We start from the raw sequence: 19,808 nt of genomic DNA, 5'->3' as shown, positions 1-19,808 counted from the left end.
GATCCGATCCCGAAAGCGGGCCTCCCGGCCCCGCACGACGCCGCCGCTTCCGTTCCTTTTCCACCATGTCCAAGGGCGCTCCCACGCGGGACGCCCTTTTTTCATGCCCCGTTAGGAGGCCTTGATGAGCAAGCGAGCCCTGAAGCGACAACTGCGCGAAGGCGCGTTCGACGCCGGTCAGTTCGAGGGCGACGATAAGGTCCGCCGCTTGCCGATCGACAGGGGATGGTCGCCGCTCGGCCACGGGCACCACGGGCACCATTCCAACGACGACCGCGAGCAGGGCTATCTGAAGACCATCAAGGCGAAGTCGCCCGGCCAGGAAGAGCTCATCAAGGCCATCGACGAGAAGAACCTCGTCATGGCGCTGGGCCCCGCCGGCACCGGCAAGACCTACCTCGCCATCGCCAAGGCCGTGGAGGCGCTGGAGAGTGGCCGGGTCGGCCGGATCGTGCTGTCGCGCCCCGCCGTCGAGGCCGGCGAATCCATCGGCTTCCTGCCCGGCGACGCTGAGGACAAGCTCGCCCCCTACCTGCGCCCGCTCTACGACGCGCTCTCCGACCGGCTGTCCATGAAGCGGGTCCGGGCGCTGATGGCCGAGGGCGCCATCGAGATCGCGCCGGTCGGCTTCATGCGCGGCCGCACGCTGAACAACGCCTTCGTGGTGATCGACGAGGCGCAGAACTGCACCTACGTCCAACTCAAGATGCTGCTGACCCGGCTCGGCTGGCACTCGACCATGGTGGTCACCGGCGACCCGAACCAGTCCGACTTGCTGCCGGAGATCTCGGGCCTGGCCTCCGTCGCCGCCCGGCTGGAGGAGGTCGGCAACATCTCCGTGGTCCGGCTCGCCGACCGCGACATCGTCCGCCACCCGCTGGTGGCCGAAATGCTGGGCGTGCTCTAGCTCCCCGAAGGGCCCGCCCCGCCGCGTCGGGGCGGGCCTTCGCTAACGCGGCGACGCCACATCCGGCCGCCAGGAGAGCGGTTCGCCGCCGCCGGCGGTCTCGCTGAGGATCTCCGCCAGCTCCAGTATCTGCTCAGGGTTCAGCCTGCGGGCGACCGCCCTCACCTCCGCGCGAAGCATGTCCATCTCGGCGGGCGCAACAGCGCGCCCGGTCACTCCGCTCGAAGCCATGGCCAATCCCTCGGATGCCTTACTCAAATGACAGAACCGACGGCCATGGCCGCCCGTTCCGACCGCAACGCTTGCGGGCGCCTTCGCGGGCGCCTAAGCCCAAGGGGTGAGTGAACCCGACGACAGTCCGCAGGCCCCGGACGATGCCCTGGACGCCCAGGGGCGCCGCGGACGGGGCGACCACCCGCGGCTGGATCGTCCCGGCGATCATCGGCTCCGGCCTGATGATGCAGACGCTCAACGCCACGGTCATCGTCAACGCCCTGCCCTCCATGGCCCGGGCCATGGACGAGCCGCCGCTCCGGCTGAACCTCGCCATCACCATGTATCTGCTGGCCGCGGCGGTGTTCCTGCCGGTCTCCGGCTGGGTGGCCGACAAGTTCGGAGCCAAGCGGATCTTCATGCTGGCCATGGTGCTCTATGCGCTGTCGTCGGCCGCCTGCGGCTTCGCCCAGACCCTGCCCCAGCTCATCGCGGCGCGCATCCTGCAGGGCGCGGCCGGCGCCATGGTCGCTCCGGTGGGGCGGCTCGTCCTGCTGCGCACGACGCCCAAGTCCGAACTGGTGGGCGCGATGTCGGTGCTGACCATGCCGGCGCTCCTCGGGCCCGTGCTGGGACCGCTGATCGGCGGGGCGATCGTCACCTTCGCCGACTGGCGATGGATCTTCTTCATGAACCTCCCGGTGGCGGTGGCCGGCATCGCCCTCGTCCGCGCCTTCGTGCCGAACGTAAAGGCGCAGGACGTGCATCCCATCGACGTCACGGGCATCCTGCTGACCGGCGTGGGCCTCGCGGCCCTGATCTTCGGCTTCGAGAACCTCGGCCGCAGCTTCCTGCCGGCCGGGCTGGTGATCGGCCTGTTCGTCCTCGGCGCGGTCAGCCTCGGCCTCTACGGCCTGCACGCGAAGCGCAACCCGCACGCCATCATCGACCTGTCGATCTTCCGCCTGCCGACCTTCCAGGCCGCGACGGTCGGCGGGGCCTTCATGCGGATCGCCATGGGGGCGAACCCCTTCCTGCTGGCCATGCTGCTGCAGGTGGGCTTCGGCCTTTCGGCCTTCGCGGCGGGAACCATGACCTTCATCTCGGCCGTGGGGGGCGCTCGCCATGAAGACCACCGCGCCGCCGATCCTGCGCCGGTTCGGGTTCAAGCCGGTGCTGGTGGTCAATGCGGTGATCGTCGGCGTCAGCTTCGCCGCCTACGGCCTCTTCCGGCCCTCGACGCCGCACTGGATCATCATGACCGTGCTCGCGGTCGGCGGCTTCTTCCGCTCTCTGCAGTTCACCAGCCTGAACGGCCTGGCCTATGCCGAGGTCGGCCAGGACCGGATGAGCCGGGCCTCGACCACCGCGGCCATGGTTCAGCAGCTCGTGCAGTCGGTGGGCATCGGGCTGGCCGCCGCCCTGCTGCACTTCCTGATGCGCGCCCACGGCGAAAGCGAGCTCACCTGGCAGTCGGTGTCGCCGGCCTTCCCGATCGTCGGCGCGATCACGCTGATCTCGATGCTGTGGTTCGTCCGCCTGCCCGCCGACGCCGGCGCGGTCATGAACGCGCGCCGCGGCTAGTCACACGGCGCGGTCTCGCCGGTGAGGAGGTCGATCCGGAAACACTGGCGCTCGCCGCTCTCGCAATCCTCGACGAGGAGCTGAACCTCGCCTTCCGGGTCCGGCGCGGGATGGACGTCCTCCACATAGTGCAGGGCGGCGTCCTCGAAGCTGACGCCCTCCACGGGCCAGCCGCGGCCGGGGCTCTCGCCGGTCCCGTGGACGGTGAAGCGGCGCTGGAGTTGGGCGGTCTCGATGGCATCGGTCATGGCGGCCTCCTGCGGCATCAACGCCGGGAAGGCCGAAAGGATTCACTCCGCCGGAGCGACCCGGCAGCTCTCGGCGGGGGCCGCCGCCGGCCGCACGCCGTGCTCGGCCTGCTCGGCGAGCCGGCTCCAGAGCGCGGCGAGCTCCAGGTGGGTCCGCCGGATGTCCGCGACCGGACACGCCGCCGCCAGGCCGCGCTGGGCGTCGGCCAGCTCACGGTAGCGGGCGGCCCGCTCCGGCCCGGTGAGCTCTGAGAGCTCCTTATGTCGGATAGTCGACATGCGCATGCAACGCGCGCGCTGCATGACGGTTCCCGACCCGCCCCCGCTCAGTGAAATCCGGCAAGCTTCACCGCATCTACGGCGAAGCTTCAGATCAGCGGCGCGGCTTCTACATCCGCCCCAACGCAAAACTTCAGATCTCTGGCGCCCCAAGCTCACGCATACACAACACTCAAATGTGCCACGGCCACGCTGAACCTACGGCCGATCAAGGTGTTCTCTTCCGCCGTATCGGTGGAGCTGGCGTATGACTTATTACAACTCGCGGGGGATCGCGATGCCCGAGAGCGCGGCCGAACAGGCGCGCGTGGCGGGCACCTCGGCGGGTAACGAGACGATCAATGCGCCGGCCGGACACTCCTCGCTGTCGGGCGAGGGCGGCGGCGATCTGCTGATCGGCAACAACCTCGACAACCGCCACTGGATCACCCACCCGACCGACCGCGTCGTCGAACAGGCCGACGGCGGCGTCGACACCATGATCGGCTGGACGTCGATCAAGCTGGCGCCGAACGTCGAGAACCTGATCGTCAACGGTCAGCTCAACTATGCGGTCGGCAACGACCTCGCGAACCTGATCATCGTCGACGACAACACCCACTTCGTGTGGGGCGCGGGCGGCGACGATGTGCTGGTCGGCGGCGCGATCCAGCGGACGACCTTCATGGTCCGGGCCGGCGAGGGCTCGGACGTGATCTACAACTGGAACGGCAACAGCCAGCTCCAGCTCTGGGGCTACGGGTTCGAGACCGCCGAAGACATCCGCGAGGCGATGACCGAGGATGGCGACGACGTCGTCCTGAAGTTGTCGGCGACCGAGACCCTGACCTTCCGGGACGAGACGCTCGAGAGCTTCCAGGACCGGCAGTTCCTGCTGCCGCTCGACACGTCGCTGCTGGGCGAGCTCACCTTCCACGACGAGTTCGACAGCCTGCAGGTCTACGACCACTCGCTGCAGACCGGCCAGTGGCGCTCGGACTTCGGCGGCAACCTGCGCGACGAGTGGGCCTATACGCTGACTTCGAACGGAGAGCGGCAGGTCTATACGACCCACAACTTCTACGGCCAGGGCGAGCGGCAGTTCGACAACTACGACGCCCTGTCGGTCTCCGGCGGCCTGCTGACGATCCGGGCCGAGCGGCTGGAGGACAGCGACCGCGAGGCGGCCTGGGGCCGCGAATATTCGTCGGGGATGCTCAACACCTTCGGCATCTTCGAGCAGCAGTACGGCTACTTCGAGATGCGCGCCGAGCTGCCGAGCGCGCTCGGCGCCTGGCCGGCGTTCTGGATGATCCCCTTCCCCTACGCGGCCCAGGTCGAAGCCGACATCATGGAGGGCCTGGCCGCCACGCCGAACGTCGACTACCGCCGCGCCTGGGGCGGGTCGGAGAACCTCTACGACAACGGCTACAAGGTCGATCCGACCGGCATGCACACCTACGGCATGCTGTGGACGCCCACCCAGGTGACCTTCTACTTCGACGGCGTCGCGGTGATGCAGACGACGACCCCCGCCAACTGGGACCAGCCCATGGCGATGATCGTCAATCTGGCGGTCGGCGGCTGGGGCGGCGAGCCAAATTCCCTGCAGTTTCCCGCCGAGATGAAGATCGACTACGTGCGGGCCTACGAGCTGGCGGACGGCTCGACGGTCACCGAGACCGGCACGCCGGAGCCGCCGGCCGCGACGATGCGCAACGACGGCGGCCTGACCAGCGGGGCGACGAACGCGCCCGTCGTCTTCGACGGCTCAGGCCAGGCCGTCACGACGGCGAAGATCGAGGTCCACGACGCCAAGCCCACCACGCTCCCCTCCGGCCAGGCCTTCGTGATCTGGGAGGACGCCGGCGCGGTGTTCGGCGCCGTGTCGAACGGCCAGACGCTCGGCGAGGCGACGCCCTTGATGGCCGGCGACAGCCGGGTCTTCACGGGCTCGGGGACCTGGCTCACCGACGGCAAGGTGGCGCTCGCCTACATGATGCCCGACGGCGGCGAGCCGACCGCCTGGGTGATGATCTTCGATCCCGCGAGGGGGACCTTCACCAAGCACGAGCTGGGGGTCTCGCGCGGGGACATCGACATCGTCGCCCTGAAGAACGGCGGCTTCGCGGCCTCCTGGGAGACGCCGGACGGCGACACCATGGGCCGCGCCTACGACGCCTTCGCCTACGACGGCAAGGGTTGGTACGGCCCGGCGCGCGAGGTGGCCGGCGACTTCACCGGCGTGACCGCCAACGGCGAGGTGATCGCCACCACCCCCTCCGGCCAGCAACAGCTCTACGACGTGATCAACCCGCCGCGCGGGATCAACGCCGTGGTCTCCATCGGCCCGATGGCCGGGGTGACGCACGAGGAGGGCGACGCGGGCGGCACGCTCTACACCTTCACAGTCATCCGCGACTGGGACCAGTCTGAGAAGGTGACCGTCGGCTGGCAGGTCCGCGGCCAGGGGGCGAACCCCGCCACGGCGCTGGACTTCGAAGGCGACGTCCTGCCGTCCGGCACGGTCACCTTCGAGATCAACCAGACCACCGCCTATGTGCAGGTCTGGGTGGCCGGCGACGCCACCGCCGAGGCCAACGAGGAGTTCCTGGTCACCCTGGTGAACCCGGTCGGCGCCAAGCTGGGCCAGGCCACCGCCACGGGCTTCATCACCGACGACGACACCGGCGGCGGCGGCCCGACGCCCACCCAGCCGACGCTCGCCTTCGCGCAGAGCTCCCTCACCCTGGCGGAGGGCGACAGCGGCTCGACCGCCTTCGCCTACACCGTGACCCGCACCGGCGACACGAGCGGCGCCTCGACGGTGAACTGGTCGGTCACCGGCTCCGGCGCCAACCCCGCCAGCGCGGCGGACTTCGCCGGCGCCGCCCTGCCCTCCGGCACGCTGACCTTCGCGGCCGGGGAGACCAGCAAGACCATCACCGTCCAGGTGGCGGGCGACACCACCGTCGAGCCGAACGAGACGTTCAGGCTGACTCTCTCCGGCGCCAGCGGCGCGACCGTCAGCGGCAGCGCGGCCACCGGCACGATCACCGACGACGACAGCGCCCCCCCGCCGCCCACGGAGACGGGCACGCTGGTGGTGTTCGCCGGCCAGTCCAATGCGGGCGGGGCCTACATGGACCGGTCGACGCTGGTCGAAGCCTGGGAGCCCGATCCCCTGACGCTGATCTGGGACCCTTCCACCAGCACCTGGGTCGAGATGGATCCGGGCGCCAACACCGGCTACGGCCAGTTGTCCGAGGCCTGGGCGGCCGAGGTGCAGTTCGCCCTCGACTTCCGGGCGGAGCATCCAACCGAGGTGCTGCGGATCATCAAGGCGGCCTGGGGCGGCACGCAGATCGATGAGGGCGCGGGCGTCGTGGACTGGTCGCCAGCCAGCAACGGCGAGCTGTTCGACCGGACGGCCGCGATGATCGCCGACGCCGCGGACACGCTGGGCGGCGCCCGTCCCGTCGCGGTGTTCTGGGGCCAGGGCGAAGAGGACGCCAACTACGCCACGACCTCCGCCGAATACGCTCAGAACCTCAGTGGGCTCTTCCAGGCGATCCGCGAGGAGTGGCTGCACGACGGCGACGGGCGGATCGGCTTCTTCCAGATCACCGCCTCGCCGCCCTACTCGAGCCAGGTGCGGACCGCCCAGGCCGACGTCGACCAGGCCGATCCCTACGCCGTCAGCTATGACGCCGGCGGCCTGCCGGTCCAGGCGGATGGGCTGCACTTCACGGCGGCGGCGCATGTCGCCATCGGCCATGCCTATTACGACATGTACGACAGCTGGCGGACGAACGGCGAGCTGGAGCCCAATACGCCGCCCCCGGTTGGCGGGTCCGGCGGCCAGGTCTTCACCTCACCCGGCCCCGGCTCGACGGTGGTGGCGGGGCCCGGCAACGACACGATCAACGCCAGCCAGGGCGCCGACGTGCTCACCGGCGGCGCAGGCGCCGACAAGTTCACCTGGACGAAGGAGCCCTGGTCGCCGGCCACCGTCACCGATTTCGTGGCCGGAACCGACAAGCTGGATCTTTCCGCCCTGTTCCAGGCCGCCGGCTACACCGGCTCCGATCCCGTGGCCGACAAGTACATCAGCCTCCTCGCCCAGGGCGCCGACACCCTCGTGCTGTTCGACCGGGACGGGACGGCCACCGGCCAGCAATGGCCGAACTATATCATCAAGCTCCAGGGCGTCACGGGCGTCACCTGGGCCCAGCTCTCCGGCGGCGGCGCGAGCAATCCGCCCCCGGCTCCAACCGGATCGCAGGTCTCCCTGACGACGACCAGCCTCTCATTTGCCGAGGGCGACAGCGGATCGACGGCCTTCAGCTTCACGGTCAGCCGATCGGGATCGACCAGCGGCAGCTCGACGGTGACCTGGTCGGTGACCGGCTCTGGGAGCAATCCCGCCACCGCCGCCGACTTCGCCGGCGGCGCCCTGCCGTCCGGCACGCTGACCTTCGCCGCCGGCGAGACCACCAAGACCCTCACCGTCCAGGTCGCCGGCGACACGGCGGCCGAGTCCAGCGAGACCTTCACCCTGACGCTGGCCTCGCCGTCGTCCGGCACGACCCTGGGCGCCGCGACCGCGACGGGCACGATCACCAACGACGACAGCACCTCGCCGCCGCCGTCCGGCTCCGGCCAGGTCTACAACTCGCCCGGCCCCGGCTCGACGGTCACGGCCGGCGCCGGCGACGACACGATCAACGCCAGCCAGGGCGCCGACACGCTCACCGGCGGCGCGGGCGCTGACTCCTTCGCCTTCAGGGCCCTGCCCTGGAGCGCCGGCAAGATCACCGACTTCGTGGTCGGCACGGACCGCCTCGACCTCTCGGCGGTCTTCCAGGCGAGCGGCTACACCGGGACCGACCCGATCGCCGACGGCCGGATGCGGCTGGACAGCGACGGGGCCGGGGGCACGCAGGTGTTCTTCGACCGCGACGCGCCGAACAGCGGCGACTGGCCCTTCCACGTCACGACCCTGCAGGGCGTGAACCCGGCCGGCCTCACATGGGCCCAGCTCTTGGGTAGCAGCGGAACCACGCCGCCGCCCGCCAGCAGCGCGCAGGTCTCGCTCACCACCACCACCCTGTCGCTGGCGGAAGGGGACTCCGGCTCGACCGCCTTCAGCTTCACGGTCACCCGCACGGGCGCGACGAGCGGGACCTCCTCCGCCAGCTGGACCGTGGCTGGCTCCGGTGCAAACCCGGCGTCGGCGGACGACTTCGCTGGCGGCGCTCTGCCCTCCGGCACGGTCACTTTCGGCGCCGGCGAGACCAGCAAGACGATCGTCGTGAACGTCGCCGGCGACGCGACCGCCGAGCCGGGCGAGACCTTCACCGTCACCCTCGCCTCGCCTTCGTCCGGCACGACGCTGGGGACCGCCACGGCCACCGGCACGATCACCGACGACGACGACGACGCGCCGCCGCCGAGCGGCGCAGGCCAGGTGTTCAATTCATCCCAGTGGGGCGACACCCTTACCGGCACGGCCGGGGACGACACCCTCAACGCCGGCCAGGGCCCCGATCGGCTGACCGGCGCGGGGGGTGCGGACCACTTCGTGTTCGCCAACCCGGTGTGGAACGCCGGCCAGATCACCGACTTCACGCCGGGGACCGATAAGATCGACCTGCGCGGCCTCTTCGACCAGGCGGGCTACGCGGGCACGAACCCCGTGGCCGACGGGTGGCTGATCCTGCAGGCGGCGAATGGCGGGACCCAGGTGATCGTCGACATGGACGGGCCGAACGCCAACGGCGACTGGCCGATCACCGTCACCACCCTCGTCGGCGTGGCGCCGGGCCAGCTCGGCGCGGGGGACTGGATCGTGCAGTAGTGTCGGGACGCCCCTTGCGAAGCTTCCTTAAGGCGCCATCTGAAGAGGGCGGGACCGGGCCCCTCTGACGATCGACCGCGATCGTGATGTCGGACCGTGCAGGTGCGCCTGGGGTCCGTTGTCATCTCCTGAGCTGCGGCTCCCGGGTGCGCCTCCAAACGGAGGAGCATATGCAACAATGCCGAATCCAAAGGCTGCGTCGGCTGCATCGGCAGCTCGACGATCTGATCCGCGACGAGCAGCGAAGGGCCAATCCCGACGCCCTGATCCTGCAGGACCTCAAGCGCCGAAGGCTGGAGCTCAAGGACGAGCTCCACCTCGCCGAGGCCGGCCTTGCGCCGGTCACGCTGCGGATCGGTCGCGCCTGACCTGACCGGAGGGCGGCCTTGCGTCGCCCTCCCCCTCAGTCCCACGGATCACAACATGCTCGACATGCTCACGGCGGCCGTGCTCGGCCAGCCGCTCTGGATGTGGCTGGCGTTCGCCGGCCTCGTCGCCATCCTGCTCGTCCTCGACCTCGGCGTGCTGCATCGCGACCAGCACGAGATCGGAGTCCGCGAGAGCCTGCTGCTCTCCGCCGGCTATCTCTCGCTCGGCCTCGCCTTCGGGGGCTGGGTCTGGTTCCAGCTCGGCCGCGAATCCGGCCTCGAGTACGTCACCGGCTTCCTCATCGAGAAGAGCCTGGCCCTCGACAACATCTTCGTCATCGCCACCATCTTCGCCGCCTTCGCCGTTCCCCGGGCCTACCAGCACCGCGTGCTGTTCTGGGGCATCCTGGGCGTCATCGTGCTGCGCGGCGTGATGATCGGCCTGGGCGCCGCCCTGGTCGCCAGCTTCGGCTGGGTGCTGTGGATCTTCGCCGCCTTCCTCATCCTGATGGGCGTGAAGATGTTCGTCAGCGACGGGGCGCCGAAGGATCCCCGCGACAGCCGGGTCTACCGCTGGCTGGCCGCCCGGATCCGGCTGACAGAGGGCTTCCACGGCCATCGATTTTTCGCCAAGGCGCCCGGGCGGGACGGCCGCCTCGTCTGGTTCGCCACGCCGCTGTTCATGGCCCTGCTGATGGTGGAGTTCGCAGACTTGGTCTTCGCCGTGGACTCGGTGCCGGCGATCTTCTCGATCACCACCGACCCCTACATCGTCTACACGTCCAACATCTTCGCGATCCTCGGCCTCCGTGCGCTCTATTTCGCGCTGGCCGCGGTCGTGGCGAGGTTCGCCTACCTGAAGCAGGCGCTGGCGGCGCTCCTGGTGTTCATCGGCGGCAAGGTGTTCTTCGCCGAGGCGATGGGCTGGGAGAAGTTCCCCGCCCCGGTGTCGCTCGCCGTCACCGGCGCGCTGCTCGCCGCCGGCATCGCTTGGTCGGTGTGGAAGACGCGGGCGCCCGGCCCGGCCGCGGTGGAACCCGGGCCGGGATAGCGCGGCACGCCGGGCGGTCGGCTAGACCGGATAGACCCGCGGCCGCATCGGCTTGACCCGGATCGACAGGCCCGGCGCCACGCCGGGCGGCAGGGTCGGGCTGTGGGCCTCGAGCTCGAAGAGCTGGCCCTCGATGACGCACTCGATGCGGACGTCCGGGCCACGCTGGGCGACCGCCTTCACCTCGCCGGCCAGTCCCGCGCCGTCGGCGGGCGCGAAGGCCACCTCGTCGGGGCGGAAGAAGACCTCGACCGGGCCCTGCTGGGCGCCCTTCGGCGCGACGGTCTCCCAGTCGGCGACGGTCAGGCGCTCGCCGTCGACCACGCCCGGCAGCCGGCAGGCGGCGCCCAGGAAGTCGTAGACGAAGGGCGTCGCCGGGTTCTCGTAGACCTCGTTCGGGGGTGCCGAGCTGGACCAACTCGCCGTCCTTCAGGATCGCCACCCGGTCGGCGAGGTCGAGCGCCTCCTCCTGGTCGTGGGTGACGAAGACGGTGGTGACGCCGGTCCGCTCGTGCAGCTCGCGCAGCCAGCGGCGCAGCTCGCGGCGCACCTGGGCGTCCAGGGCGCCGAACGGCTCGTCGAGCAGCAGCATCCTGGGCTCGATGGCCAGCGCCCGGGCCAGCGCCACGCGCTGCCGCTGGCCGCCGGAGAGCTGGGCCGGATAGCGCTTCTCCAGTCCTTCGAGCTGGACGAGGGAGAGCAGGTCGCGGACCCGGTCGGCGACCTCCGACTTGCCCGGCCGCTCCTTGCGGGGCCGCACGGTCAGGCCGAAGGCTATGTTCTGGGCCACCGTCATGTGCCGGAAGAGCGCGTAGTGCTGGAAGACCATGCCCACACGGCGCTTGCGCACCGGCAGCGACAGGAAGTCCTCGCCGCCGAAGCTGACCTCGCCGGCGTCCGGCGTCTCCAGCCCGGCCAGCACGCGCAGGAGGGTGGTCTTGCCCGAGCCGGAGGGGCCCAGCAGGGCCAGGAACTCCTTGTCCCGGGCCTGCAGCGACACCTCCTTCAGCGCCGGGAAGCGGCCGAAGGATTTCGAGACCCCGCGGATCTCGAGCGACAGCGGACTAGTGTCGGCGGCTGGCTGAAAGTTCACCGGAGTGACGCCATTCGAGAGCGGTCTTGAGGATGAGCGTGACAAGGCCGAGTCCGGCGAGGACGGACGCCGCTGTGAACGCGCCGACGGATTCATAGTCATTGTAGAGCACCTCGACGTGGAGCGGCAGGGTGTTGGTGGCGCCCCGGATGTGGCCGGAGACCACCGAGACGGCGCCGAATTCGCCCATCGCCCGCGCGTTGCAGAGCAGGACGCCGTAGAGCAGCGCCCACTTGATGTTGGGAAGTGTCACCTTCCAGAAGGTCGTGAAGCCGCCCGCGCCGAGCGTGAGCGCCGCGGCCTCCTCGTCGGCGGACTGTTCCTGCATCAGCGGAATGAGCTCGCGGGCGACGAACGGGAAGGTCACCAGGATGGTGGCCAGCACCAGGCCGGGCAGCGCGAAGATGATCTTCACGTCGTGCTCCATCAGCCAGGGCCCGAAATAGCCCTGGGCCCCGAACAGCAGCACCCAGACCAGGCCCGAGACCACCGGCGACACCGAGAATGGCAGGTCGATCAGGGTCAGAAGCGCGCTCTTCCCGCGGAACTCGAACCTCGCGATGCACCAGGCCGCCGCCAGGCCGAAGACGGCGTTCAGCGGCACCGAGATCGCCGCCACGATGAGGGTGAGCTGGATGGCGGCGATGGCGTCCGGGTCCTGCAGCGCCTGGAACGCCGCCTGCCAGCCCTGGGCGAGCGCCTCCTTGAAGACGATGCCGAGCGGCAGGACGACCAGCGCCCCCATGGCCGCCACGGAGGCCAGCAGCATCAGGGGCGCGAGCCCGGGGAGATAGACCCGGAAGCCGGGCGACGAGGACCGGCTCACTTGCGGCCCCGCCCGGCGAGGAAGAGCTGGAGCGCGTTGACCGCGATCAGCGCCCCGAAGGAGATCAGCACCATGGCCAGGCCGATGGCGGCGGCTCCGGCGTAGTCGTACTGCTCCAGCTTGATGACGATCAGCAGGGGCGCGATCTCGGTCTTCAGCGGCATGTTGCCGGCGATGAAGATCACCGAGCCGTACTCGCCGACCGCGCGGGCGAAGGCGAGCGTCACGCCGCTGATCAGGGCCGGCAGGAGCGTCGGCAGGACGACGCGGAAGATCCGCTGGAAGTCGGTGGCGCCGAGGGTGCGGGCCGCCTCCTCCACCTCGCGGTCCAGGTCCTGCAAGAGCGGCTGGACCGAGCGGACGACGAACGGCAGACCGATAAAGACCAGGGCGATGAAGATGCCGAGCTGCGAATAGGCGGTCTTGACGCCGATCTGGGCGAAGAGCGAACCCAGCGCGCCGGTCGGCGCATAGAGGGTGGTGAGCGCGATGCCGGCTACCGCGGTCGGCAGCGCGAACGGCAGGTCCACGAGGGCGTCGAGGATCCGGCGGCCCGGGAACTCGTAGCGCGTGAGCGTCCAGGCGATCAGCAGGCCGAGCGGCGCATTCACGACGGCGGCGGCCAGGGACAGACCAAAGCTGATCCTGAGCGCCGAGGCGACCCGCGGGTCGGTGAGCGTGCGGATCACGCCGTCGAGCCCGATCTCCCAGGGCCTGAGCGCCAGCGCCGCCAGCGGGATCAGCACGATCAGGCTGAGATAGATCACCACGAAGCCGAAGGAGAGCCCGAAGCCCGGCAGGATCGACGGCTCCACGAACCGGAACCGCCGCGCCCGCCTGGGCGGCGGCGGCCGGTCGATCGGCGCGGCGTAGTAGCGGGAGTCCACGGTCACGCCGGCTTGTAGATCTGGTCGAACACCGCGCCGTCGGCGAAGTGGTCGGCCTGGGCCTTGGCCCAGCCGCCGAACGGATCGGCGATGGTCACCAGCGGCATCGGCTTGAACGCCGCACCGTACTTGGCCAGGGCGGTGGGATCGCGCGGCCGGAAGTGGTGCTTGCCGATGATCTCCTGGGCGGGCGCCGTGTACAGGAACTCCAGATAGGCCTGGGCCACCGCGCGCGTGCCCTTCTTGTCGACGTTGCGGTCGATCAGGGCGACCGGCGGCTCGGCCAGGATCGAGCTCGACGGATAGACGATGTCGAAGTTCGGGCCGAACTCGTCGAGCGTCAGATAGGCCTCGTTCTCCCAGGTGAGCAGGACGTCGCCGATGCCGCGCTGGGCAAAGGTCGTGGTCGACCCGCGCGCGCCGGTGTCGAGCACGGGCACGTTCCGGAAGAGCGCCTGGACATAGGTCCGCGCGGCCGGCTCTCCACCGGCCTTCAGGCCGTGCGCCCACGCCGCCAGATAGCCCCAGCGCGCGCCGCCGGAGGTCTTCGGGTTGGGCGTGATCACGCCGACGCCGGGCTTGATCAGGTCCGGCCAGTCCTGGATGCCCTTCGGATTGCCCTTGCGGACCAGGAACACGATCGTCGAGGTGTAGGGGGTCGAGTTGTCCGGCAGGCGGCTCTGCCAGTCGGGCGGCAGCAGCTTCGCGCGGCTGGCGATCTCGTCGATGTCGCCGCCGAGGGCCAGGGTCACCACGTCGGCCTGCAGGCCGTCGATCACGGCGCGGGCCTGCTTGCCCGAGCCGCCGTGGCTCTGCTCGATCGTCACCGTCTGGCCGGCGTGCTTCTGCTTCCAGTCGGCGGCGAAGGCGGCGTTGATCTCCTTGTAGAGCTCCCGCGTCGGGTCGTAGCTGACGTTCAGGATCTTGACGCCGCCCGCGGATCCGCCGCCCCCGCCTCCTGGCGAGCAGGCGGCGGCCAGGCTCGCGGCGCCGGCGGCAAGGAGGGTTCGTCGCGACAGGGGGCTGGTCATGGATCAGGTCCTCGACGACGCTTCTACCTCTAATCCCAAGTCGGACACTCGGAATAAGCGTGGAAGCGACCCGAGTTTTTCTAACCCTGCGCAGGCCGCCCGTCGCGCAGCTTCACAATCAACCGGGCTGGTAGATCCGGTCGAACACCCCGCCGTCGGCGAAGTGGGTCGCCTGGGCCCGCTTCCAGCCGCCGAAGGTGTCATCGATGGTGACGAGCGGGATCTGGCGGAACTTCGACCGGTACTTGGCCAGGGCCGCGGCGTTGCGGGGCCGGAAGTGGTGCTTGCCGATCAGGTCCTGGGCCAGGGGGCTGTAGAGGAAGTTCAGGTAGCCCTCGGCCACGACGCGGGTCTTGTGCTTGTCGACGTTGCGGTCGACCAGGGCCACCGGAGGCTCGGCAAGGATCGACACCGACGGGTAGACGATGTCGAAGTTCGGGCCGAACTCCTCGAGCGTCAGATAGGCCTCGTTCTCCCAGGCCAGCAGCACGTCGCCGAGACGGCGCTGCGCGAAGGTGGTGGTCGAGCCGCGGGCGCCGGTGTCGAGGACCGGGACGTTGCGGAACAGCTTCTGCAGGAACGCCTGCGCGGTCGCCGGGGAGCCGCCCGGCTGGCGCAGCGCCCAGGCCCAGGCCGCCAGGTAGTTCCACCGCGCGCCGCCCGAGGTCTTCGGGTTCGGCGTGATCACCTCTACGCCAGGCTTCGCGAGGTCCCCCCAGTCCCGGATCTTCCACGGGTTGCCCTTGCGGGTCAGGAAGACGATCGTCGAGGTGTAGGGCGTCGAGTTGTTCGGCAGCCGGCTCTGCCAGTTGGCCGGCAGCAGCTTCGCCCGCGTGGCGATCTCGTCGATGTCGGCGGCGAGCGCCAGGGTCACCACGTCGGCCTGCAGGCCGTCGATCACCGAGCGGGCCTGGCGGCCCGAGCCGCCGTGGCTCTGCTGGAGGTCCAGCGTCTGACCGGTCCGCCCCTTCCAGTACCGGGCGAACTCGGCGTTGATCTCCTTGTAGAGCTCGCGCGTCGGATCGTAGCTGACGTTCAGGAGCTTGATCGGCTTGCCCTGAGCCAGGGCCCCACCTCCCCACGCGAGGGAGGACGCGGCGACGCCGCCGGCCGCGATGAGGCGGCGTCTGGAGAGGTGGGGTTGGCTCATGGCTCCATCCTTGGGGCTAGAAGGCGTACTGCGTTCGCAGTGACCAGATGTTGAGATCCTGGCCGACCTGGGCGCCGGCCGGCGGGGTGAGCGCGCCCGCGCCCCAGGCTGTGCCGCCGGGCGAGATCCGGTCGACCTCCACGTGCTGGAAGTCGGCCAGGAAGCGGACCACGCTGTTCGGGTACCAGTTGAGGCCGATCGTCAGGATGTCCTGCCGGCCGCCGAACACCCGCGAGGCGGACGTCCCGGCGCCATAGTCGAGGTCGAGGGTGGAGTAGCGCGCGGCCAGCTCCCAGACGCCCCAGGTCCCGGCCTTGATGTCGAACGGCTTCTCCACGCGCGGGGCGTCGAAGCCGCCGGCGACGGCGTTGTAGCGGCGCGGCTGGCCGGTGATGGTCCAGGCGCCCTGCACGTACCAGCCGGAGAAGTCCGGGTTCTCCAGCGCGCCGGTTCGCCGGTCGACGTCGAGCCAGAAGTGCTCGCCGGCGAGGGAGAAGTTCCGGTACTGCCAGCCGGCCTCGAGGCCGAGCGCGGTGACGCCGTCGGCGTCGATGGAGCCCGTGTCGACCAGGCGGGTGGGATCGACCCGGTTCTCGGGCCGCTCGCGCAGGCGGATGGGCGTGGCGGCGCCGGCGGGCTCGACGTCGGGCCCGGTAGCCGCGGGGTTGATGATCAGGTTGGCGTTGGCGCCGATGTGGATCAGCGAATTCTCGGCCTTGTAGGGCAGGTACGAGACCCGGCCGACGAAGCCCAGTTGCTCGTCGAAGGTCTGGGTGGTGACGAGGTTGCCGGTGAAGGCGCCCATCGCCGTCCAGCGGTCGCCGCCGGCGTAGAGGGCCACCGCCGCCCGGCCGTCGCCTCCGGCCAGGCCCCGGACGAGCTCCGCCACCGCGGCGCGTTCCAGGAACAGCGAGGCGCTGTTCGAGGTCGCGTCCTCGAGGCCCGTGGTCGGCGGGAAGGCGCCGGCGCGCAGACGGAACGGCTTCAGGCCGGCGTATTCCACATAGAGGGCGCTGATCTTCCCGGCCTCTTCCGTGCCGGAGCCGCCGAAATCGAAGAGGAAGTTGTAGTTCCAGTCCCCGAAGGCCTTGCCTTCGATGCCGAGGCGGGCGCGGCGGAAGTTCAGGCCGTCCGAAAGGTCACGGGCCCGGTCGGCCTCGGTCGCGTCCCCGAACGAGCCGCGCCGGTAGTCGGTGGCCAGCGGACCGGGCGCATCCTGGTCGTAGTGGGTGGCGTCGAGCTGCGCGACGCCGCGGATCGAGGCGGTGAAGCGGCCGTCGGCGCTGGTGAAGGTCGGGCGGCCGTTGGAGAGCGAGACCTTCGGCTCGGCGGCGACCTGTTCGCGGATCGCCTGGTCGCCGGCGGCGGAGCGGGTCTTGAGGTCGGCGATCTGGTCCTGCAGCTCGCGGTTCTGCGCCTCCAGGGCGTCCAGGCGCGCGGAGAGGGCGAGCGCCTGCTCCTGCGAGATGCCGCCCCCGAGCTTCGGCGCGGTCGGAAGCGCCTGGGCGAGGGCCGCGGGCGCCGTGCTGCCGAGCAGGAGGGCCAGGGCGGTCGTACGGATGTGTCGCTTGGTCATGGGTGTTCCCTGCGGCGGCGGGATCGATTTATTCCCGCTAATTCATATCGGTGAAGTAGGTTTAGACTGGAAGGCCGCCGAGATTTTCTCACAGTGGCGCTTACGGCATTGATTTGACTTGGGAAGACTGGCTGGACCATCCCCCGATGACGCTTCTAGTGCGCGTCGATGAAGCTTCTGCGACGCTGGAATGACGGTCCGGACACACTTCGCGACGCCGGCGCGCGGCGCAAAGGAAAAGGGCGCCGTCACCCCGGGGTGACGGCGCCCTGATAGCGCGCGGGTTCGCCTGGCGCCTACTCCGCGGCGAGCAGCGCCTTGCCGGCGGTCAGCGAGGTCTTGGCGGCGAGCTGGGCCTTGGCGGCCTCGTACTCGCTGGACAGGCGGGCGACGAGTTCGCCGGCGGTGGGCACGTGCTTCACCGCACCGATCCCCTGGCCGCAGCCCCAGATGTCGCGCCAGGCCTTGGCCTTCTGGTTGCCGCCGGAGCCGAAGTTCATCCGCGAGGGATCGGACTGCGGCAGGTCGTTGGGGTCGAGCCCCGCGGCGATGATCGACGGCTTCAGGTAGTTGCCGTGCACGCCGGTGAAGAGGTTCGAATAGACGATGTCGTCCCCGGCCGAGGCGACGATCATGTCCTTGTAGGCGGGATCGGCATTGGCCTCCTCCGTCGCGATGAAGGCCGAGCCGATATAGGCCAGGTCCGCCCCCATGGCCTGGGCGCCGAGGATCGCGTGGCCGTTGGCGATCGAGCCCGAGAGCGCCACCGGCCCGTCGAACCACTCGCGGATCTCCTGGACGAGGGCGAAGGGCGAGAGCTGGCCCGCGTGGCCGCCGGCCCCGGCCGCCACGGCGATCAGGCCGTCGGCCCCCTTCTCCACCGCCTTGCGGGCAAATCGGTCGTTGATGATGTCGTGCAGCACCACGCCGCCGTAGGAGTGGACCGCGGCGTTGACGTCCTCACGGGCGCCGAGCGAGGTGATCACCACCGGGGCCTTCCACTTGGTCGACATCTCGATGTCGTGCTCGAGGCGGTCGTTGGTCTTGTGCACGATGTGGTTCACCGCGAACGGCGCCGACGGCGTGTCCGGGTGGTCGCGGTCCCAGGCGGCCAGTTCCTCGGTGATCCGGTGCAGCCACTCGTCGAGCAGGCTGGCGGGCCGCGCGTTCAGCGCCGGGAAAGAGCCCACGATGCCCGCCTTGCACTGGGCGATCACCAGGTCGGGGCCGGAGATGATGAACAGCGGCGAGCCGATCACCGGCAGGCGAAGGCGGTCACGGAGCACGGGCGGCAGGGCCATGGCGGGGTCCTTGGATCGACGTTAGATTTACACTGTACGCGCAACAGGACGCGGGATGCAAGCGTCGGAATCCTGCCGCCGCGTCCGGCAAGTCAGATTTTCGGCGTCCGGGGCGGCGGGCGCACCTGCGGACGGCGCACCGGCGTCGCGCGGCCAGGCGGCGTCTCCCCCTGCTTCGTCCACTTCTCCAGCAGCCGGCCGGCGGTCTCGCGGCCGCCGATGCCGAAGGCGAGCGCCGCGGCCACCGCCGCCGAGCCCAGCACCAGGCCGAAGGCGAGGATCACGATCTCGTCGGCGATGCCCATGAACTGCAGGCCCATGGCGGTGGCGAGCGCAATGGTCGCCCAGCGCACGATGGTCGAGGCGAACTGGTCCGCCCCGTTGGTCGAGCGGTCGAGCAGGTTGGCCAGGAAGTTGCCGATCAGCACGCCGAGCGTGATGATCACCCCGCCGAACAGCACGTGGCCGGCCAGGTCCAGCACCTCGGTCAGCATCACGGCGACGGCGGCGAAGGCCAGGAGGCGCGCGGCCTCCACGGCCGAGAACAGCATGATCGCCACCAGCGCCAGGCGCGCCACGACCTTGGACGGCGTGATGCCGCCGGCCGGCGGGGCCTCCGGCGCGTCGGCGGGATCCGCCGCGGCCGGGCCGCCGATGCCGAGGGCCTGCAGGCTGCGGTCGAAGCCGAACGACGGCAGGACCTGCTCGATGAGGCCCGCCACCCAGCGGCCGATCAGGAAGGCGATGGCCAGCACGATCGCCGCCGCGATCAGCCTGGGCAGGGAATCCAGCACGGTGGCCAGCACCGCTACCGCCGGCTCCGAGATCGCCCGGATGCCGAGCTGCTGGAGGGCCGCGATGGTCACTGGGATGATGATCAGCACATAGACGAGCGTGCCGAAGGTCCTGGCGAGGCCCGATGCGCCGGTGAGCCGGGCGAGGCCGGCCCGCTCCAGCCAGCTGTCCACGTGGGCGACGTTCAGCGCCGCCTCCACGACCCGGCGGGCGAGCGTCGCCACGACCGCGCCGACGACGAATATGACGATCGCGCCGACGAGGTTCGGCAGGAAGGCCATGACCTCGATGAGCAGGCCGTTCAGGGGGCGACGATCTCGGTGAGACCAAGGATCGAGAGCGCGCCCACCACGCCGATCAGCAGGATCAGCCAGTAGCCGAGCTGGCCGAGCTGATAGCCGGTGGTCTCCTTCGGCGTCGCGCCCTCGTTGTGCTTCTTCATGCCGGGCGCGCGGTCGATCAGCCGGGCCACGCCCCACTGCACCGCCTTGGCGATGAAATGCGAGACCACCAAAACGGCGATGGCGGCGAGCAGCGCCGGCCCCCACTGCGTCGTCAGGTTGCTGATGTAGGTGTAGTCCAGCGTCGGCATGGGTCCCTCGCGGTCAGGCCTTTAGACCCTAATCCATAGCAGGCGATTCCGGTTGATAGCTGTCCTTG

Annotated in this window: 15 protein-coding genes and 2 pseudogenes; 5 read left to right on the top strand and 12 right to left on the bottom strand. The window is 70.1% G+C overall.

The window, feature by feature from the left end:
- Nucleotides 1-124 precede the first annotated feature (124 nt).
- A complete protein-coding gene (locus LRS04_RS14225; protein WP_257816929.1) occupies nucleotides 125-907 on the top strand; it encodes a PhoH family protein in 783 nt (260 codons plus the stop codon).
- A gap of 42 nt (nucleotides 908-949) precedes the next feature.
- On the opposite strand, the gene LRS04_RS14220 is transcribed toward LRS04_RS14225, so the two are convergent.
- Nucleotides 950-1,087, bottom strand: coding sequence for a hypothetical protein (locus LRS04_RS14220; protein ID WP_257816928.1), 138 nt, complete (start codon nucleotides 1,085-1,087; stop codon nucleotides 950-952).
- Nucleotides 1,088-1,281: 194 nt separating this feature from the next.
- Between LRS04_RS14220 and LRS04_RS27980 the strand changes: the two are divergent.
- Nucleotides 1,282-2,226, top strand: a pseudogene (locus tag LRS04_RS27980) (MFS transporter); the annotation flags it as partial.
- Nucleotides 2,227-2,700: 474 nt separating this feature from the next.
- Here the strand turns inward: LRS04_RS27980 and LRS04_RS27975 are convergent.
- Entirely contained in the window at nucleotides 2,701-2,952 is a 252-nt protein-coding gene (locus tag LRS04_RS27975) for a DUF5961 family protein (RefSeq protein ID WP_374577198.1), read from the bottom strand.
- A 526-nt stretch (nucleotides 2,953-3,478) separates the two neighbouring features.
- On the opposite strand from LRS04_RS27975, the gene LRS04_RS14210 reads away from it, so the two are divergent.
- The 3 genes from LRS04_RS14210 (at nucleotide 3,479) to LRS04_RS14200 (ending at nucleotide 10,489) form a co-directional block, all read left to right on the top strand.
- A complete protein-coding gene (locus LRS04_RS14210) occupies nucleotides 3,479-9,070 on the top strand; it encodes a Calx-beta domain-containing protein (protein WP_257816926.1) in 5,592 nt (1,863 codons plus the stop codon).
- Nucleotides 9,071-9,240: 170 nt separating this feature from the next.
- Nucleotides 9,241-9,438 carry a YdcH family protein gene (locus LRS04_RS14205; protein WP_257816925.1) on the top strand — a complete coding sequence of 66 codons (198 nt, stop codon included), beginning with the start codon at nucleotides 9,241-9,243 and terminating at the stop codon, nucleotides 9,436-9,438.
- Nucleotides 9,439-9,493: 55 nt separating this feature from the next.
- Nucleotides 9,494-10,489 (top strand): TerC family protein, encoded by a 996-nt coding sequence (locus LRS04_RS14200; protein ID WP_257816924.1) that lies wholly within the window; start codon nucleotides 9,494-9,496, stop codon nucleotides 10,487-10,489.
- 21 nt (nucleotides 10,490-10,510) lie between these two features.
- Here the strand turns inward: LRS04_RS14200 and LRS04_RS27970 are convergent, their stop codons facing one another.
- The 10 genes and pseudogenes from LRS04_RS27970 to LRS04_RS14155 form a co-directional block, all read right to left on the bottom strand.
- A complete protein-coding gene (locus LRS04_RS27970) occupies nucleotides 10,511-10,672 on the bottom strand; it encodes a hypothetical protein (protein ID WP_374577196.1) in 162 nt (53 codons plus the stop codon).
- A 343-nt stretch (nucleotides 10,673-11,015) separates the two neighbouring features.
- A pseudogene (locus LRS04_RS27965) lies at nucleotides 11,016-11,489 on the bottom strand (sulfate/molybdate ABC transporter ATP-binding protein); the annotation flags it as partial.
- Nucleotides 11,490-11,553: 64 nt separating this feature from the next.
- Nucleotides 11,554-12,351, bottom strand: coding sequence for a sulfate ABC transporter permease subunit CysW (gene cysW / locus LRS04_RS14190; RefSeq protein ID WP_257819121.1), 798 nt, complete (start codon nucleotides 12,349-12,351; stop codon nucleotides 11,554-11,556).
- Nucleotides 12,352-12,404: 53 nt separating this feature from the next.
- Nucleotides 12,405-13,301 (bottom strand): sulfate ABC transporter permease subunit CysT, encoded by an 897-nt coding sequence (gene cysT / locus LRS04_RS14185; RefSeq protein WP_308238145.1) that lies wholly within the window; start codon nucleotides 13,299-13,301, stop codon nucleotides 12,405-12,407.
- Nucleotides 13,298-14,326, bottom strand: coding sequence for a sulfate ABC transporter substrate-binding protein (locus LRS04_RS14180; protein ID WP_257816923.1), 1,029 nt, complete (start codon nucleotides 14,324-14,326; stop codon nucleotides 13,298-13,300). Before LRS04_RS14180 ends, cysT begins: the two co-directional genes overlap by 4 nt.
- A 118-nt stretch (nucleotides 14,327-14,444) precedes the next feature.
- Entirely contained in the window at nucleotides 14,445-15,476 is a 1,032-nt protein-coding gene (locus LRS04_RS14175) for a sulfate ABC transporter substrate-binding protein (RefSeq protein WP_257816922.1), read from the bottom strand.
- A gap of 16 nt (nucleotides 15,477-15,492) precedes the next feature.
- Nucleotides 15,493-17,052 (bottom strand): OprO/OprP family phosphate-selective porin, encoded by a 1,560-nt coding sequence (locus LRS04_RS14170; RefSeq protein WP_257816921.1) that lies wholly within the window; start codon nucleotides 17,050-17,052, stop codon nucleotides 15,493-15,495.
- Nucleotides 17,053-17,348: 296 nt separating this feature from the next.
- Nucleotides 17,349-18,353, bottom strand: a complete 1,005-nt coding sequence (locus LRS04_RS14165; RefSeq protein ID WP_257816920.1) for a nitronate monooxygenase family protein — start codon at nucleotides 18,351-18,353, stop codon at nucleotides 17,349-17,351.
- Between the two features lie 92 nt (nucleotides 18,354-18,445).
- A complete protein-coding gene (locus tag LRS04_RS14160; RefSeq protein ID WP_257816919.1) occupies nucleotides 18,446-19,429 on the bottom strand; it encodes a mechanosensitive ion channel in 984 nt (327 codons plus the stop codon).
- A gap of 20 nt (nucleotides 19,430-19,449) precedes the next feature.
- Nucleotides 19,450-19,740: a hypothetical protein gene (locus tag LRS04_RS14155; RefSeq protein ID WP_257816918.1), complete on the bottom strand. Its 291-nt coding sequence runs from the start codon at nucleotides 19,738-19,740 to the stop codon at nucleotides 19,450-19,452.
- Nucleotides 19,741-19,808 lie beyond the last annotated feature (68 nt).

The organism is Phenylobacterium sp. J367 (assembly GCF_024699985.1).
In the GTDB taxonomy this organism is placed as follows: Bacteria; Pseudomonadota; Alphaproteobacteria; order Caulobacterales; family Caulobacteraceae; genus Phenylobacterium.
The sequence above is the reverse complement of the archived record's forward strand: the minus strand, read 5'-3'. Positions and strand labels throughout refer to the sequence as shown.